We start from the raw sequence: 14,242 nt of genomic DNA, 5'->3' as shown, positions 1-14,242 counted from the left end.
AGATACCCTGACCTGAATCGTCCCGGCATGTCCGGGACGATTTGTTTTTAGCCGCGCGTCGCCGTCGTCGAGGACGGCACCAGCACCGGCTTCGCCAATGAGGGAATCAGCCGCGCCCGCTCGCGCTTGGCGGGGATCGCGCGGTAGACCTGCTTGGTCGCCTCGACGATGTGCACGCCGGCGAAGGGCAGCGACAGCGCCGCGCCGGCGCGCTCCCACATCTGCGCGGATTTCAGCACCCAGCCGCCGGCATAGGGCGGCATGAACAGCGCTTCGCCCCAGGCGGTCGGGGTAAACCAGGTCTGGCGCAACAGGTCGGTGATCTGCGAGCGCGAATAGGGCCGGCCGTGACCGAACGGCGTGCTGTCGGTGCGGGTCCAGACCCCGCGCCGGTTCGGGATGACCGCAATCACGCGACCGGACGGCGACAGCACGCGCCACGCCTCGCGCAGCAGCGCGGCCGGATCGTCCGACATTTCCAGTGCGTGGACCAGCAGGATACGATCCACCGCGGCGTCGGGAAGCGGCAGCGAGAATTCATCCACCAGCGAGGCGAGCGCCGGCCGTCCCGTCGGCCATTTCAGGACGCCCTGGGCCGACGGCATGAAGGCGATGCAGCGCTCCGCGTCCTCGCGGAACAACCCCAGATAGGGCGTGGGATAGCCGAGGCCGAGCACGCGCTGGCCGTCGACGCGCGGCCAGCGCTCCCGAATGCCACGATTGATCATTTGCCGCGCCACAATCCCGAGGCGACGAGAATAGAACTCGCGGAGGTCGACGACATCGATGGTCATGACCGCAATGTAACATGCACGAGGTGGCGCCCGCGCGCGGAATATTGCATTGCCTGCGCAACGTTAACGCCATATTTGTCTGACGGAGCTGAGCGCGATGGAGATGACATGGCCGCCGAAATTCGTACTTTCACCTGTTTAAACGACAATTTCGGGTATCTGATCCACGATGTGGAAACCAAGGCGACGGCGTCGATTGATGCGCCGGAGGCCGGCCCCATCCTGAAGGCCCTCGATCGCGAGGGCTGGCAGCTCACCGACATCCTGATCACCCATCATCATGGCGATCATGTCGGCGGGGTCGCCGAGCTCAAGCAGAAATACAATTGCCGCGTCGTCGCGCCGCATGACAAGACGACGAACATCGCAAACGTCGACCTGCGCGTCGCCAATGCCGAAATCGTCAAGGTCGGCAGCTTGCTGGGGCGCGTATTGGAGACGCCCGGCCACACGCTCGACCACATCTCCTACGTGTTCGATACCGAGAAAGCGCTGTTCGCCGCCGACACGCTGTTCTCGATCGGCTGCGGCCGCGTGTTCGAGGGCACCTATCCGATGATGTGGGATTCGCTTTTGAAGCTGCGTGCCCTGCCCGACGACTTCAAGCTCTATTGCGGCCATGAATACACGGCGTCCAACGTCAAGTTCGCGCTGACCGTCGATCCCGACAATGCGGCGCTGCAGGCGCGCGCGGCGGAGGTGGCGAGGCTGCGGGCCGAGAACAAGCCGACCATTCCCTCGCTGCTTGGTGACGAGAAGCGGACAAACGTGTTCCTGCGCGCTGATGAACCTTCGATCGCAGCCAGGCTGCACATGAAGGGCGCGGATGCCACCGTGGTGTTCGGCGAGCTGCGCGAGCGCAAGAACAAATCTTGAAGAACAAGTCTTGAAGAACAAATCCTGACGGGAATCGATGCCGACCGCAGCCGAGATCATCGCCCGCCTCGAACTCCGCCCACATCCCGAGGGCGGGCATTATCGCGAGACGTTTCGCGATCAGACCGCGGACGCCAACGGCCGCGCGCGCTCGACCCTGATCTATTTCCTGCTGGCGCGCGGCGAGCGCTCGCACTGGCATCGCATCGACGCTGTCGAGAGCTGGCACTATTACGCCGGCAGCCCGCTGACCCTGCGCATCGCCCATGACGGCTGCTCCCAACACGAAGTGCGGCTCGGTACGGACCTGTTGAACGGCGAGCGGCCACAGGCGATCGTGCCGGCCGATGCGTGGCAGACGGCGGAGACCACCGGCGAGTGGACGCTGGTCGGCTGCACCGTGGCGCCCGCCTTCGAGTTCGCCAAGTTCGAGCTGGCGCCGAAAGGGTGGGAGCCGTAGGGCACCGTCGCTTCGGCTTGCGCCGGCAATGACGCTACCGCTTCCGCAGCACCATGTCCTTTGCGGCGATCAGGCCGCCACCCGCGATCAGGGTCGCGGCGATCGCGATGTTGGCGCTGGCATTGGCGAACCCGGCGGCGATGAGGAAGCCGGTCGAGAGCAGCGGCGTCGCGTAGGACGCGGCGCCGAGCACGCGGATGTCGCCGCGCTTCATGCCGATGTCCCAGGCGTAAAATGCAGCACCGACCGGACCGATGCCGAGCGCGATCACGGAGAGCCATTGCAGCGTCGTGTCCGGCCATACCGTGGTTTCGAGCAGGCCATGCATCAGCGCGGCAAGCACCGCGGTGGCGAGGCAGAATCCCGCGACGGCATCGGTCGGCACCGCCTTCAATCGCCGCGACAACACCGAATAGGTCGCCCACACGAAGGCGGCGATGAAGGCCGCGACCAATCCCGGCAATTGCCCCTGCGCGAAACCGGAGGTGTTGCCGGCAAACAGCAGCACGGTGCCGACGAGGCCAAGCACGGCGCCGACGATGTGATGCACGGCAAGCCGCTCGCCCGGCAGGAACGACGAGAACAGCACGATCAATAGCGGCCAGAGATAGTTGAGCAAGCCGGCTTCAGCCGGCGGCGCAAAGCGCAGCGCGAGGAAATACAGCGCGTGATAGCCGAACAGCCCGCCGACACCGACGGCCCAAACGACCAGCGGCTGACGTAGGCTCTTGGCCGCCTCGCCGCGGCCGATCCAGGTGAGCAGGCCGACGAGACCGCCGATTGCGAACGTCATCGCGGCCAATTGGAACGCCGGGATCTTTCCGGTCGCCACCGTCATCACTGACAGCAGCGACCACATCAGGATCGCGGTCAACCCAATCAGCGTCGCGGTGCGGGGAGTCATCGGCCACATACTCTCGTCATGGCCGGGCTTGTCCCTGCCATCCACGTTCTTTCGTGGCGACGGATGTTGTAAGGCCGTGGATGCCCGGGACAAGCCCGGGCATGACGAAGTTACCGATATGATCGAACGTGATGCCTGCGCATCACACCATGTATTGGCCGCCGTTGACGGTCAGCGTCGAGCCAGTGATGGCGCCGGCCTCATCGGCGGCAAGGAACGCGACCGCGCGCGCGATTTCCTCGGGCTCACCGAGACGGCCGATCGGGATCAGCGGCAGGATGGCCTTTTCCAGGACGTCCTTCGGCACCGCCTGCACCATCTCGGTGTTGATGTAGCCGGGGCAGATCGCATTCACGGTCACACCGGCCTTGGCATTCTCCAGCGCCAGCGCCTTGGTGAAGCCTATCTCGCCCGCCTTCGCCGCCGAATAGTTCACCTGACCGAACTGGCCCTTCTGCCCGTTGATCGAGGAGATGTTGATGATGCGGCCGAACTTGCGTCCACGCATGCCCTCGATGACCTGGCGCGACATGTTGAACAGCGAGCCGAGATTGGTATTGATGACGGCGTTCCATTGCTCGAGGCTCATCTTGTGGAAGGCGCCGTCCTTGGTGATGCCGGCATTGTTGACGAGCACGTCGATCGGGCCGACCTCGACCTCGACCTTCTTCACGCCCTCGGCGCAGGCATCGAAACTGCTGACATCCCATTTGTAGACGGCGATGCCGGTCTCGGCCTTGAACTTCTCCGCCGCCGTGTCGTTGCCGGCATAGCTCGCCGCAACCTTGTAGCCGGCCGCCTTCAGCGCCTTGCTGATCGCAGCTCCGATGCCCCGCGTACCACCCGTCACCAATGCAACACGTGCCATATCGTATTTCCTTCCCTTGGACTCTTCGGACGTTTCTGAGTGATCGTTTTTAAGCGCGGATTATGGGGCACGTTTGACGGACATCAAGAACAAAACGCCCGGCGTCGAGCCGGGCGTTTCTCTTTAGTCGAGGCTAGTACGGTTGCGAAGAATATTTGATTTGCAACCGCCGCCTTTTTAATCGCGTGCAACGCACTCAGTCACGTGTGCAGCGCACGCGCAAATGACGCGTCAATTCTCTCAGTCGCGCGCCACACACATCGCGATGCCCATGCCGCCGCCGATGCACAACGTGGCGAGGCCCTTCTTCGAATCGCGCTTCTGCATTTCGTGCAACAGTGTCACCAGCACGCGCGCGCCGGAGGCACCGACCGGATGGCCGATCGCGATCGCGCCGCCGTTGACGTTGACCTTGGAGGTGTCCCAGCCGAGATCCTTGTTGACGGCACAAGCCTGTGCCGCGAAGGCTTCGTTGGCCTCGATCAGATCGAGATCGCCGACGTTCCAGCCGGCCTTCTTCAGCGCGGCGCGCGAGGCCGGGATCGGGCCCGAGCCCATGATCTTCGGATCGACGCCCGCCTGCGCCCAGGACACGATGCGCGCGAGCGGCTTCTTGCCTTCCTTGGCGGCCTGCTTGGCGGTCATCAGCACCACGACGGCAGCGCCGTCATTGATGCCGGACGCAGAGCCGGCGGTGACCGTGCCGTCCTTCTCGAAGGCGGGACGGAGCTTCGCCATCGCGTCGACCGTTGCACCATGGCGCGGATATTCGTCGGCGCTGACGACGACATCGCCCTTGCGTCCCTTGATGGTGACGGGAACGATTTCGTCGTTGAATCTACCGGCCTTCTGCGCGGCTTCGGCCTTCTGCTGCGAGGCGACCGCGAACTCGTCCTGCTGGGCGCGGGTGATCTGCCACTGCCGGGCGACGTTCTCGGCGGTGTTGCCCATGTGATAGCCGTTGAAGGCATCCCACAATCCGTCCTTGATCATGGTGTCGATGAATTCGACTGCACCCATCTTGACGCCGCCGCGCAGATACTGGGCGTGCGGAGCCATACTCATGGATTCCTGGCCGCCGGCGACAACGATCTCGGAATCGCCGTTGAGCAGCGCCTGATAGCCGAGCGCAACCGTGCGCAGACCCGAACCGCAGAGCTGGTTGACGCCCCAAGCCGGGCTCTCGACCGGAATGCCAGCATTGATCGAGGCCTGACGGGCCGGGTTCTGGCCTTGGGCGGCGGTCAGAATCTGGCCCATGATGACTTCGGAGACCCGGCCGGGCTCGATGCCGCCGCGCTCCAGCGCGGCCTTGATGGCGATGGCCCCGAGATCATGGGCGGGAAGGGTTGCGAACGCTCCGTTGAAGCTTCCGACCGGGGTGCGGGCGGCGCTGACGATGACGACATCGTCTGACATGGGCATCTCCTGGGTTGTATGGGGGCAGACGGGGCTGGGGAAACGGCTCGCCAGTCTCGGACGGCATCCTGTTAACGTCGTTGAGGCATGTCAATCGGCCGGCGGCCGAATTCATCCCGCAGCGCATTCAAAATAGCGTTCTTGGCGCTTTCGCAAGCACGTTTTTGCTGCCCGATTAACCGTGGCGCACAAAACGGTAGCGTGACCCCTTTGAAAATGCTTATTTTGTTGCGTTGCGTACTCTTCCCGCCCTGCGGCATAGCCCGTCAGGTTCCCGTTCTCCGCGTCTTGCAAGTGAGAGCCCATGGCGAAATCAGACCAACCCACCACCATCAAGAAATACGCGAACCGCCGGCTCTATAACACCGGAACGAGCACTTACGTGACGCTGGAAGACCTCGCCGCCATGGTCAAGGACGGCGAAGATTTCCTGGTCTACGATGCCAAGACCGGCGACGACATCACTCGCTCCGTGCTTGCCCAGATCATCTTCGAGCAGGAGAACAAGGCCGGGCAGAACCTGCTCCCGACCACCTTCCTGCGCCAGCTGATCCGCTTCTACGGCGACAGCATGCAGATGGTGGTGCCGAAATATCTGGAGCAGGCCATCGCGTCGCTCACTCAGGAGCAGGAGAAGTTCCGCAAGCAGATCGCCACCTCGCTGTCCGGAACCCCGTTTGCGCCGCTGGAGGAACAGGTCCGCCGCAACATGGAGCTGTTCCAGCAGACCTTCTCGATGTTCAAGCCTTTCGCGCCCGGCGCGGCACGCCCCGCGGGCTCCACCGAGCCGGCGCCCGAGGCGACCGCCGAAGCACCGAAGGACAGCAATATCGACGATCTGCGCCAGCAGATGAAGGACATGCAGGAACGCCTCGAGCGGATGTCGAAGAAGGAAGAGTAGGCCCTGCCGGGCGCTAACGCGCCTTGCTGCCACAACTCCGCAGTCGTCCCGGCGAAGGCCGGGACCCATACCGCGAGGTGCATCGATAGCGGGCGGTGGGAGTACTGAACGACTAGTCTTCGCCAAACTACTCCCTGTGGTTATGGGTCCCGGCCCCCGTGCGCAATAGCGCACTAGGCCGGGACGACGGTGGGAAACTACGCCGCCAGCTTCACCGCATGGGCAAAGTCCCAATAGAGCTTGCGCGCGCGCGTGTAGAGCGGCCCGGGCTTGAGCTCGCGCTGGTCAATACGAATCACAGGCGCGACCTTCGCAAAATTGCCCGTCGAAAAGATCTCGTCGGCGGCGAGGAAGTCGGCATAGCGCAGCGTCTTCTCGATCACCGTGACACCGTCGCTGCGAAGCAGGCTGATGACGCGTTGGCGGGTGATGCCGTTGAGGAAGGTGCCGTTCGGCACCGGTGTGTAGACCACGCCGTCCTTGGCCATGAACACGTTGGAATTGCCGAACTCCGCGACGTTGCCGAGCATGTCGAGCATCAGCGCGTTCTGGAAGCCGCGCGAGGCGGCTTCGGCAAGCGCGCGCGAATTGTTCGGATAGAGACAGGCGGCCTTGGCCTCGACCGGAGCGCATTCGGCGGTGGGCCTGCGGAACGGCGACAGCGTGATCGCGTTGCCGACCGGCTTTGGCATCGGCGCCTCGTAGATGCACAGGCACCAATCGGTGGTCTCGGGATCGAACAGCACGCCGCCGCCAGAGCCGTTCCGCGCCCAGTACATCGGACGGACGTAGAGCTCGGCCTTCGGCGCAAAGCGTGCGATGCCCTCCTTGGCGAGTGTCATCCAGGTGCCGTTATCCACCGCCGGCTTCAGGCCGAAGTTGATCGCGGATTGATTGGCGCGGGCGACGTGGCGGTCGAGATCGGGCGCGACGCCTTCGAACGCCCGCGCGCCGTCGAACACGACCGAGCCGAGCCAGGCCGCATGCGTGCGCGGGCCCATGATCGGCACATTGCCGTCATGCCATTTGCCCTCGAAGAAGGTCCAGCTCGGCGAATATTCGATGGGCTTTTTGATCTCGGCCATGACCGGCCTCTCCCTTGGCGTGGTGCCGCATTATAGCGCCACTATTGGGCGCAATTTCTAAATGATTCCCTGCGGGAAAATGGTGAGTTACCCTCCCGGAAGGGAGGAAGCACCATGCCGCTCGATCCGCTCGCAAAGCGTTTGTTGACCATGATGGCTGCGGCTGCGCCGCAGGCACGGAGCCGGCCCAGCGTGGAGGCACGGCGGCAATCATTGGCAAAGCTGATGCAGTTTGCGCGCGCCGATGCGCCTGACGTGACGACGTCCGACGGCATGCTGCCTGGTCCCGGCGGCGCGCTGCCCTATCGCCTCTATTCACCGGCAAGCGCCGCTGATCGCGCGCCCGGCTTCGTGTTCTTTCACGGCGGCGGGCTCGTTGCCGGCAGCATTGCCACGCATGACCGCATCGCGGCGGCGCTGGCACATGCGACCGGATGCCGTCTCGTCTCGGTCGATTACCGGCTGGCGCCCGAGCACAAATTCCCCGCCGCCGTGGACGATGCGATTGCTGCCACCGAATGGGTGGCGCGCGAGGCCGCATCGCTCGGCATCGATGCCGGGCGTCTGGTGCTCGGGGGCGATTCGGCCGGTGCAACGCTCGCTGCGATCGTGTGCCAGGAGGCGGCGCAGAGCGCAGGCCTTTCCATCCTCGCGCAATGCCTGATCTGCCCGGTGCTGGATTTCGAGGAGGCCTCACCTTCGCGCGAGGCGTTCGCCGAGGGCCACCTGATCGACCGGGTCACGATCGAAGCCGATCTCGCCGACTATCTGCCCGAGGCCTTGGATCCCGCCGATCCCCGCATCTCGCCCTTGCGCGCGACACGGCTTGCGGGCCTGCCGACCGCCATCATCCACACCGCCGAGTTCGACCCGATGCGAGACGAGGGCAATGCCTACGCGCGCAAGCTGCTCGCCGCGGGCGTCGCCGTCGAGCACGTCTGCCACGACGGCATGGTTCACAATTTCCACGCCATGGGCGCAATCCTGCCGCAGGCGCAGCTCGTGCTGTCGCAGATCGGTGAGCAGGTCAGGCGGGCGGTGGGGACGTGAAGCACGCCGTCTTGCTGTCTCTCGCAACGGGAGAGGAAAGAGAATGCCTCACGCTCTCGCCTCGATGACGGAACGCGCTGCCGCGACGTAGTTTGGCCAATGCGCGTCCGCATAACGCTCGGCCTGTCGCGCACAGGTGACGTCGGGCGCATGCGCAGCCGCGATCATGCGCGCAAAGCGCTCTTCGGCGACCGTTACGTCATCGGCCGCGGCCAAGGGCGCGGCTCCAGCGGCGGTCGGCGCAACGGCGAGTCCCGCCAGTCCGGCGAGCAGGATGCGGCGTGACGTGTCCATGACTGTCGTTCTCCATTGTCCGGCCTGCACTCTGGCGGGGGATTGTGTCGGTTGTGTCGGTGCGGTCATGGCAAAGGTACCTGCGTGCATTCGCACCGTCCACCGATTGCGGATACCGCATGACCGCGCGGGCGATCACATTCGATCCAGCAGGCAGTTCCGCCATCAGGTAGACCACGGCCGGATGCGTGAACCAATTATTAGCCCTCTCGCATAATCGCGCACCACCTTACCATTCGGCAAGTAAGCTTAGGGCAAACTGGGGCGATGTCGCTTGGGAGGTTAGGAATGCCCCGCTTGGTATCGGAACGAACGTTCCTCGCCGGCCAGATCTTTTTCAACTTCGGTCAATCGACGATCGATTGCGTCGTGCGGCGGATGTCCGAAGACGGCGCGACGCTGGAGATGCAGAGCAGCATCGGCGTGCCCGATCGGTTCCGGCTCCGGCTCGCAGGCCAGGAGATCCTCTCCTGCCGTGTGCTCTGGCGGTCGGACCGTCAGATAGGAGTTGCGCTCGGAGCGGAAGATCATGTCGACCCGAAGGCCGCCGACGAGCAGGAGCGGCGGACCGATTCGCTGATACGCGGACAGATGCTGGCGCTTCGCGCGGCTCTCGATTTCGTCCCGCTGGGCATCGTGCTGCTGGATGCCAATCTCCGCGCGCAATTGATAAATCGGGCGTTCCGGCAGATGTGGCTCCTGCCGGAGGAAGTCGCCAACAGCAATCCGTCATTTGCGACGCTGATGCATCATGGCCGCGATACGCTCGCCTACGAGATTCCGCCGGCCGAGCTGGAGGCCTATGTCGCCGAGCGCGTCAGCCAAATAAAGGAAGGTGATGCGTCTCCGCGCGACCTGCGCCGTACCGGCGGCGACGTCGTTCGGATGCAATGCACGCCGCTGCCCGACGGCGGGCGGATGCTGACCTATACGCCGGTCACCGACATCGTGCGCTATTCCGACGAACTGAAGTTGCTGCGCGACGCCCTCGAGAATGTCGAGGACGGCGTGCTGCTGCTCGACCGCGATCTCAACGCCAGCTTCATGAACCGGCGCATGCGGCGGTTCTGGGAGGTGAGCGAACAGGAAGCCGCCGCCCGCCCGACCTATGCATCGTTGGTGAGCCGGGTGCATCGCGCGAGCGCGCCCGATCTGCCGGCGAACGAACTGGCGAAATTTCCCGTCAAGCGCGTCGCCGAGGTCAAGGCGGGCGATCATGTGCGCGATCTCCAGACACCTGACGGGCGGCGGATCAGGGCCCACTGCACCACGATGTCGAACGGCGGCCGCATGCTGACCTATGTCGACATTACCGATCTCACCAACAAGGCCAACATGCTGGAGCGTCTGGCCACCACCGACCCGCTCACGGGGCTCTACAACCGCCGCCATTTGCTGGGCTCGCTCGACGCGGAATGGAGCCGCTTCCAGCGCTACTACCGCTCCGTCTCGGTCCTGATGCTCGACATCGACCATTTCAAGTCGGTCAACGACCGCTATGGTCACGCGGTCGGAGACGAGGCGATCAAGGCCGTGGCGGCCGCATGCCTCGATGGCAAGCGCAAATCGGACGTCGTCGGCCGCTTCGGTGGCGAGGAGTTCGCCATTCTGCTGCCCGAGACCAGCCTGTCGCGCGCAAGGATCGTCGCCGAGAGGATCCGCAAGCGCGTCATGAGCTCGCGCATCGTCGCCAATCAGGTTCAGTTCGGCGTCACCGTGAGCATCGGCATTGCGGAAGCAAGCGTCAGCATGTCCGGCATCGACGCCTTGATGAGTGCGGCCGATCACGCGCTCTACCAGGCGAAGGCCGCAGGCCGCAACCGCTGCGTGGCCTGGTCGCCCCCGCCGCCCATGAACAAGGCGGCGGAGTGATCGCTCCGTATAACTATTCCGGCACCGGCACGTCGAACGTGTTCAGCGTGACCGACACCATGCAGTAGACGCCGACGAGATAGGACAGTTCGGCCGCACCGTGCTCGCCGAATTCCTTGACGGCGGCCCGATAAGTCAGTTCCGGCAGCACGCCGCCGCTGACCAATGCGGACGCCACGTCGTAGGCGATGGCTTCCTGCTTGGTGAGATCGACCGGCCGCTGTCCGGCGACGATGGTCGCGAGCTTCTCGTCGGAGAGGCCGCGCTGCTCGGCGACCAGCACATGTGCGTAGAGCTCGTAACCGGAGCGGAAATGCGAGCCGGTGACGAGGATCGCGACCTCACGCACCGGCGCCGGCAGCAGCGGGTTCGACGCGATCGCCTTGACCAGCTCCCACACCGGTTTGCCGAAACGCGGCTCGCGGATCCATGGATTCCACGGCCCGAGCAGCGCGCCATCGTCGCGCATGTTCACAAAGCCCTTGAAGTGATCCTTGATGCCGGCTTGCATGTCGTCATAGAGCGGCTTCTGTTCGGCACTCAGGTCTTTCGGATCGAGAATGGGAAGGCGCACGGCAGGTCTCCTCGTTGAGAAGCCGCGAAACTCGCCCGCGTAACGGCGCAAGGCAAGTGAAGTTGCCGTGACGGCCGTGCAATTTTGCAAGTGGCAGGGAGACGCCAGCTATAGGGTCTCGGGATTTCGCAAGTTCTGCGGATTGGTCACGTCTTCGAACTCAAGCGCCAGTGGCTGCGCTGTATCGAGGAACGACGACAAGGCCGCCTCGAACGGCGCTGGATCGAGACCGCGCGCTCTCAGCCATTCGGGCTCATAATAGGTCTGCCGATAGCGTTCGCCGGAATCGCAAATCAGCGTCACCAATGACCCCGTCTGGTTTGCCTGTCGCATGTCCGAGGCGAGCCGGCACAGCGCCAGAAAATTGGTGCCCGTCGAGCCTCCGACCGCACGGCGCAGCCGGCGCGACAGCACGTTCATCGCCGCAATCGTCGCCGCATCCGGGATCTTCATCATGCGGTCGACCACACCCGGCACGAACGAGGGTTCGCAGCGCGGCCGGCCGACACCTTCGATCAGCGAGGGGCGATCGCAAACATGGGAGCGGTCCTGCGAGCTGAAGCAGTCGAAGAAAGCGGAATGCTCGACATCGGCAACGCACAGCCGCGTCGGATATTGGCGATAACGCAAATAGCGTCCGATGGTGGCCGAGGTGCCGCCGGTGCCGGCGCCCATCACGATCCAGTCCGGCAACGGTCGGGGCTCGCCCTGCAACTGCGTGAAGATCGATTCGGCGATGTTGTTGTTGCCGCGCCAGTCGGTGGCGCGCTCGGCGAAGGTGAACTGGTCCATATAATGGCCGTTCAGGAGAGTGGCGAGCGCGGCCGCCTCCGCGTAGAGCGCACGGCCGTCGTCGATCAGATGGCAATTGCCGCCATAATGTTCGATCGCGGCGATCTTCTCCCCCGAGGTCGTGCGCGGCATCACGGCATAGAAGGGCACGCCGATCATCTGTGCGAAATAGGCTTCCGACACTGCGGTCGATCCCGACGAGGCTTCGACGACGGGAGTGCCTTCGCGGATGTGGCCGTTGCAGAGCGCGTAAAGGAAGAGCGAGCGCGCGAGCCGGTGCTTCAGGCTGCCGGTCGGATGTGTCGACTCATCTTTCAGATAGATGTCGATGCCCGCGAGCGCCGGCACGATCAGCCGGATCAGATGCGTGTCGGCCGTGCGGCACTGGTCGGCCTCGATCGCGGCCACGGCTTCGTCGCCCCAGCCGCGCCGATAGGCCGGTCCGGCCGGATTGAGGTGGCGGAAGGGGAATGTCTGCATCACCTGAATCTCTCATGGTGCGGATCGCGCATCAATAGCTTCCGCTCAAAACTCCAGCGGCGCGTTGTCGACGACTTCCTTCATCACGAAGAAGGTGCGGGTCTGGCGCACGCCGGGCAGCGCGATCAGCTGCTCGCCGTGGATACGGTTGAAGTCCTCCATGTCGCCGACGCGGATCTTGAGGAAATAGTCGAAGTCGCCGGCGACGAGGTGACAATCGAGCACGAACTTCAGCCTGGTGATCGCCTGCTCGAAGATCGCAAAGCTCTCCGGCGTCGAGCGGTCGAGCACGACGCCGACCATCACCAGCGTGCCCTTGGCCACCTTCTTCGGCGCGACCATGGCGCGGACGGCGGCGATGAAGCCGTGCTCGAACAGGCGCTGGGTGCGGCGATGACAGGTGGCGGGACTGATGGCGACGGTTTCGGCCAGCTCCGCGTTGCTGAGGCGGCCGTTATTTTGCAGCAATCTCAACATCTTAAGGTCGATACGATCGAGACGAGCGGACATGGAAGAAGCTTCCGTATCTGGCATCTATTCCGAAAGGAATGATACGTATTGGCGCCATTATCGCAAGATCACAGGCAACATAGGTGCAATATTTGAAAGCACCTTTTTGCGGGGCGATGCTAGCGTTTTTGTAGACATTAACGCCAATCGGGATGACCTGACGATGCTCGAAAAATTCGCGCGCTATCCGCTGACCTTTGGTCCGACGCCCATCGAGAAGCTGGAGCGGCTGTCAAAGCATCTCGGCGGCAATGTCGAGGTCTACGCCAAGCGCGAGGACTGCAATTCCGGGCTCGCCTATGGCGGCAACAAGCTGCGCAAGCTCGAATATATCATCCCCGACGCGATCGCCTCGAACGCCGACACGCTGGTCTCGATCGGCGGCGTGCAGTCCAACCACACCCGCATGATCGCGGCGGTCGCAGCCAAGATCGGCATGAAGTGCCGCCTGGTGCAGGAGGCCTGGGTGCCGCACGAGGACGCCGTCTATGACCGCGTCGGCAACATCATGCTGTCGCGCATCATGGGCGCCGACGTGCGCCTGGTCGACGACGGCTTCGACATCGGCATCCGCAAGAGCTGGGAGGAGGCGATCGAGGAGGTCAAGGCGGCGGGCGGCAAGCCCTACGCGATTCCCGCCGGCGCCTCCGTGCATAAATTCGGCGGCCTCGGCTATGTCGGCTTCGCCGAGGAAGTGCGCAAGCAGGAAGCCGAGCTCGGCTTCAAGTTCGACTACATCGTGGTCTGCACCGTCACCGGCTCGACCCATGCCGGCATGCTGGTCGGCTTCGCCGCCGATGGCCGCGCGCGAAAGGTGATTGGCATCGACGCGTCCTTCACCCCGGCGCAGACCAAGGCGCAGGTGCTCTCGATCGCGCAGAACACGGCCAAGCTCGTCGAGCTGGGCCAGGATCTCGTCGCCGACGACGTCGTGCTGATCGAGGATTATGCTTATCCCGCCTATGGCGTGCCGTCGGAAGAAACCAAGGAGGCGATCCGCCTCACCGCGCGTCTCGAAGCCATGATCACCGATCCCGTCTACGAGGGGAAGTCGATGCAGGGCCTGATCGACCTCACGCAGAAGGGCTATTTCGAGAAAGGCGCGAAGATCCTCTACGCCCATCTCGGCGGCGCGCCGGCGCTGAACGGCTATGGGTATGCGTTCAGGAACGGCTAGCGCGTCGGTGATGTGAGGCGGCGCGCACCTCCCCACGAGTGTCGTCCTGGCGAAAGCCAGGACCCATTACCCCGACTGCCAATTGTTGAAGCACGCTGAGGCAGTCAGCGTGCCTTTTCCTACGCCCGGTGGCTACGGATCCCGGATCGGCGCTCCGCTTGTCCGGGATGACGGAGGAGGTGTGGC

At 64.0% G+C, this 14,242-nt stretch carries 15 protein-coding genes; 6 read left to right on the top strand and 9 right to left on the bottom strand.

What is annotated here, in order from left to right:
• Nucleotides 1-47 precede the first annotated feature (47 nt).
• Nucleotides 48-794, bottom strand: a complete 747-nt coding sequence (locus tag C7G41_RS04970; RefSeq protein WP_106941542.1) for a class I SAM-dependent methyltransferase — start codon at nt 792-794, stop codon at nt 48-50.
• 108 nt (nt 795-902) lie between these two features.
• On the opposite strand from C7G41_RS04970, the gene gloB reads away from it, so the two are divergent.
• Entirely contained in the window at nt 903-1,670 is a 768-nt protein-coding gene (gene gloB, locus C7G41_RS04965) for a hydroxyacylglutathione hydrolase (protein ID WP_106941541.1), read from the top strand.
• Between the two features lie 37 nt (nt 1,671-1,707).
• Nucleotides 1,708-2,130, top strand: a complete 423-nt coding sequence (locus C7G41_RS04960; protein ID WP_106941540.1) for a cupin domain-containing protein — start codon at nt 1,708-1,710, stop codon at nt 2,128-2,130.
• A gap of 34 nt (nt 2,131-2,164) precedes the next feature.
• Here the strand turns inward: C7G41_RS04960 and C7G41_RS04955 are convergent, their stop codons facing one another.
• The 3 genes from C7G41_RS04955 to C7G41_RS04945 all read right to left on the bottom strand — a co-directional run bounded on the left by C7G41_RS04955 (nt 2,165) and on the right by C7G41_RS04945 (nt 5,321).
• Nucleotides 2,165-3,034 carry a DMT family transporter gene (locus C7G41_RS04955; RefSeq protein WP_106942157.1) on the bottom strand — a complete coding sequence of 290 codons (870 nt, stop codon included), beginning with the start codon at nt 3,032-3,034 and terminating at the stop codon, nt 2,165-2,167.
• Nucleotides 3,035-3,176: 142 nt separating this feature from the next.
• Nucleotides 3,177-3,902, bottom strand: coding sequence for an acetoacetyl-CoA reductase (gene phbB, locus C7G41_RS04950; RefSeq protein WP_106941539.1), 726 nt, complete (start codon nt 3,900-3,902; stop codon nt 3,177-3,179).
• A 240-nt stretch (nt 3,903-4,142) separates the two neighbouring features.
• On the bottom strand, nt 4,143-5,321 hold the full coding sequence (locus tag C7G41_RS04945) for an acetyl-CoA C-acetyltransferase (RefSeq protein ID WP_027515119.1): 1,179 nt from the start codon (nt 5,319-5,321) through the stop codon (nt 4,143-4,145).
• Between the two features lie 304 nt (nt 5,322-5,625).
• On the opposite strand from C7G41_RS04945, the gene phaR reads away from it, so the two are divergent.
• The gene (phaR, locus tag C7G41_RS04940; RefSeq protein ID WP_106941538.1) at nt 5,626-6,222 is read left to right on the top strand and encodes a polyhydroxyalkanoate synthesis repressor PhaR; all 597 of its coding nucleotides are present in this window, start codon (nt 5,626-5,628) and stop codon (nt 6,220-6,222) included.
• Nucleotides 6,223-6,419: 197 nt separating this feature from the next.
• Here phaR and C7G41_RS04935 read toward each other — a convergent pair whose 3' ends face one another.
• Complete coding sequence (locus tag C7G41_RS04935; RefSeq protein ID WP_106941537.1) at nt 6,420-7,307, bottom strand: branched-chain amino acid aminotransferase; 888 nt, start codon at nt 7,305-7,307, stop codon at nt 6,420-6,422.
• 114 nt (nt 7,308-7,421) lie between these two features.
• Between C7G41_RS04935 and C7G41_RS04930 the strand changes: the two genes are divergently transcribed.
• Entirely contained in the window at nt 7,422-8,357 is a 936-nt protein-coding gene (locus C7G41_RS04930; protein WP_106941536.1) for an alpha/beta hydrolase, read from the top strand.
• 48 nt (nt 8,358-8,405) lie between these two features.
• On the opposite strand, the gene C7G41_RS04925 is transcribed toward C7G41_RS04930, so the two are convergent.
• On the bottom strand, nt 8,406-8,651 hold the full coding sequence (locus C7G41_RS04925) for a hypothetical protein (RefSeq protein WP_106941535.1): 246 nt from the start codon (nt 8,649-8,651) through the stop codon (nt 8,406-8,408).
• A gap of 288 nt (nt 8,652-8,939) precedes the next feature.
• On the opposite strand from C7G41_RS04925, the gene C7G41_RS04920 reads away from it, so the two are divergent.
• Nucleotides 8,940-10,523 carry a sensor domain-containing diguanylate cyclase gene (locus tag C7G41_RS04920; protein WP_106941534.1) on the top strand — a complete coding sequence of 528 codons (1,584 nt, stop codon included), beginning with the start codon at nt 8,940-8,942 and terminating at the stop codon, nt 10,521-10,523.
• Nucleotides 10,524-10,536: 13 nt separating this feature from the next.
• Here C7G41_RS04920 and C7G41_RS04915 read toward each other — a convergent pair whose 3' ends face one another.
• From C7G41_RS04915 to C7G41_RS04905, 3 genes are all read right to left on the bottom strand, one after another.
• Nucleotides 10,537-11,097, bottom strand: coding sequence for a carboxymuconolactone decarboxylase family protein (locus C7G41_RS04915; RefSeq protein ID WP_106941533.1), 561 nt, complete (start codon nt 11,095-11,097; stop codon nt 10,537-10,539).
• A 108-nt stretch (nt 11,098-11,205) separates the two neighbouring features.
• The gene (locus C7G41_RS04910) at nt 11,206-12,369 is read right to left on the bottom strand and encodes a PLP-dependent cysteine synthase family protein (protein ID WP_106941532.1); all 1,164 of its coding nucleotides are present in this window, start codon (nt 12,367-12,369) and stop codon (nt 11,206-11,208) included.
• Between the two features lie 45 nt (nt 12,370-12,414).
• On the bottom strand, nt 12,415-12,879 hold the full coding sequence (locus C7G41_RS04905) for an Lrp/AsnC family transcriptional regulator (protein ID WP_007599137.1): 465 nt from the start codon (nt 12,877-12,879) through the stop codon (nt 12,415-12,417).
• Nucleotides 12,880-13,042: 163 nt separating this feature from the next.
• Here C7G41_RS04905 and C7G41_RS04900 point away from each other — a divergent pair, with 163 nt between their 5' ends.
• Nucleotides 13,043-14,056, top strand: coding sequence for a 1-aminocyclopropane-1-carboxylate deaminase (locus C7G41_RS04900; RefSeq protein ID WP_007599136.1), 1,014 nt, complete (start codon nt 13,043-13,045; stop codon nt 14,054-14,056).
• Nucleotides 14,057-14,242: the final 186 nt, after the last annotated feature.

It is taken from the genome of Bradyrhizobium sp. MOS002 (assembly GCF_003020115.1).
Classification (GTDB): Bacteria; Pseudomonadota; Alphaproteobacteria; order Rhizobiales; family Xanthobacteraceae; genus Bradyrhizobium.
The sequence above is the reverse complement of the archived record's forward strand: the minus strand, read 5'-3'. Positions and strand labels throughout refer to the sequence as shown.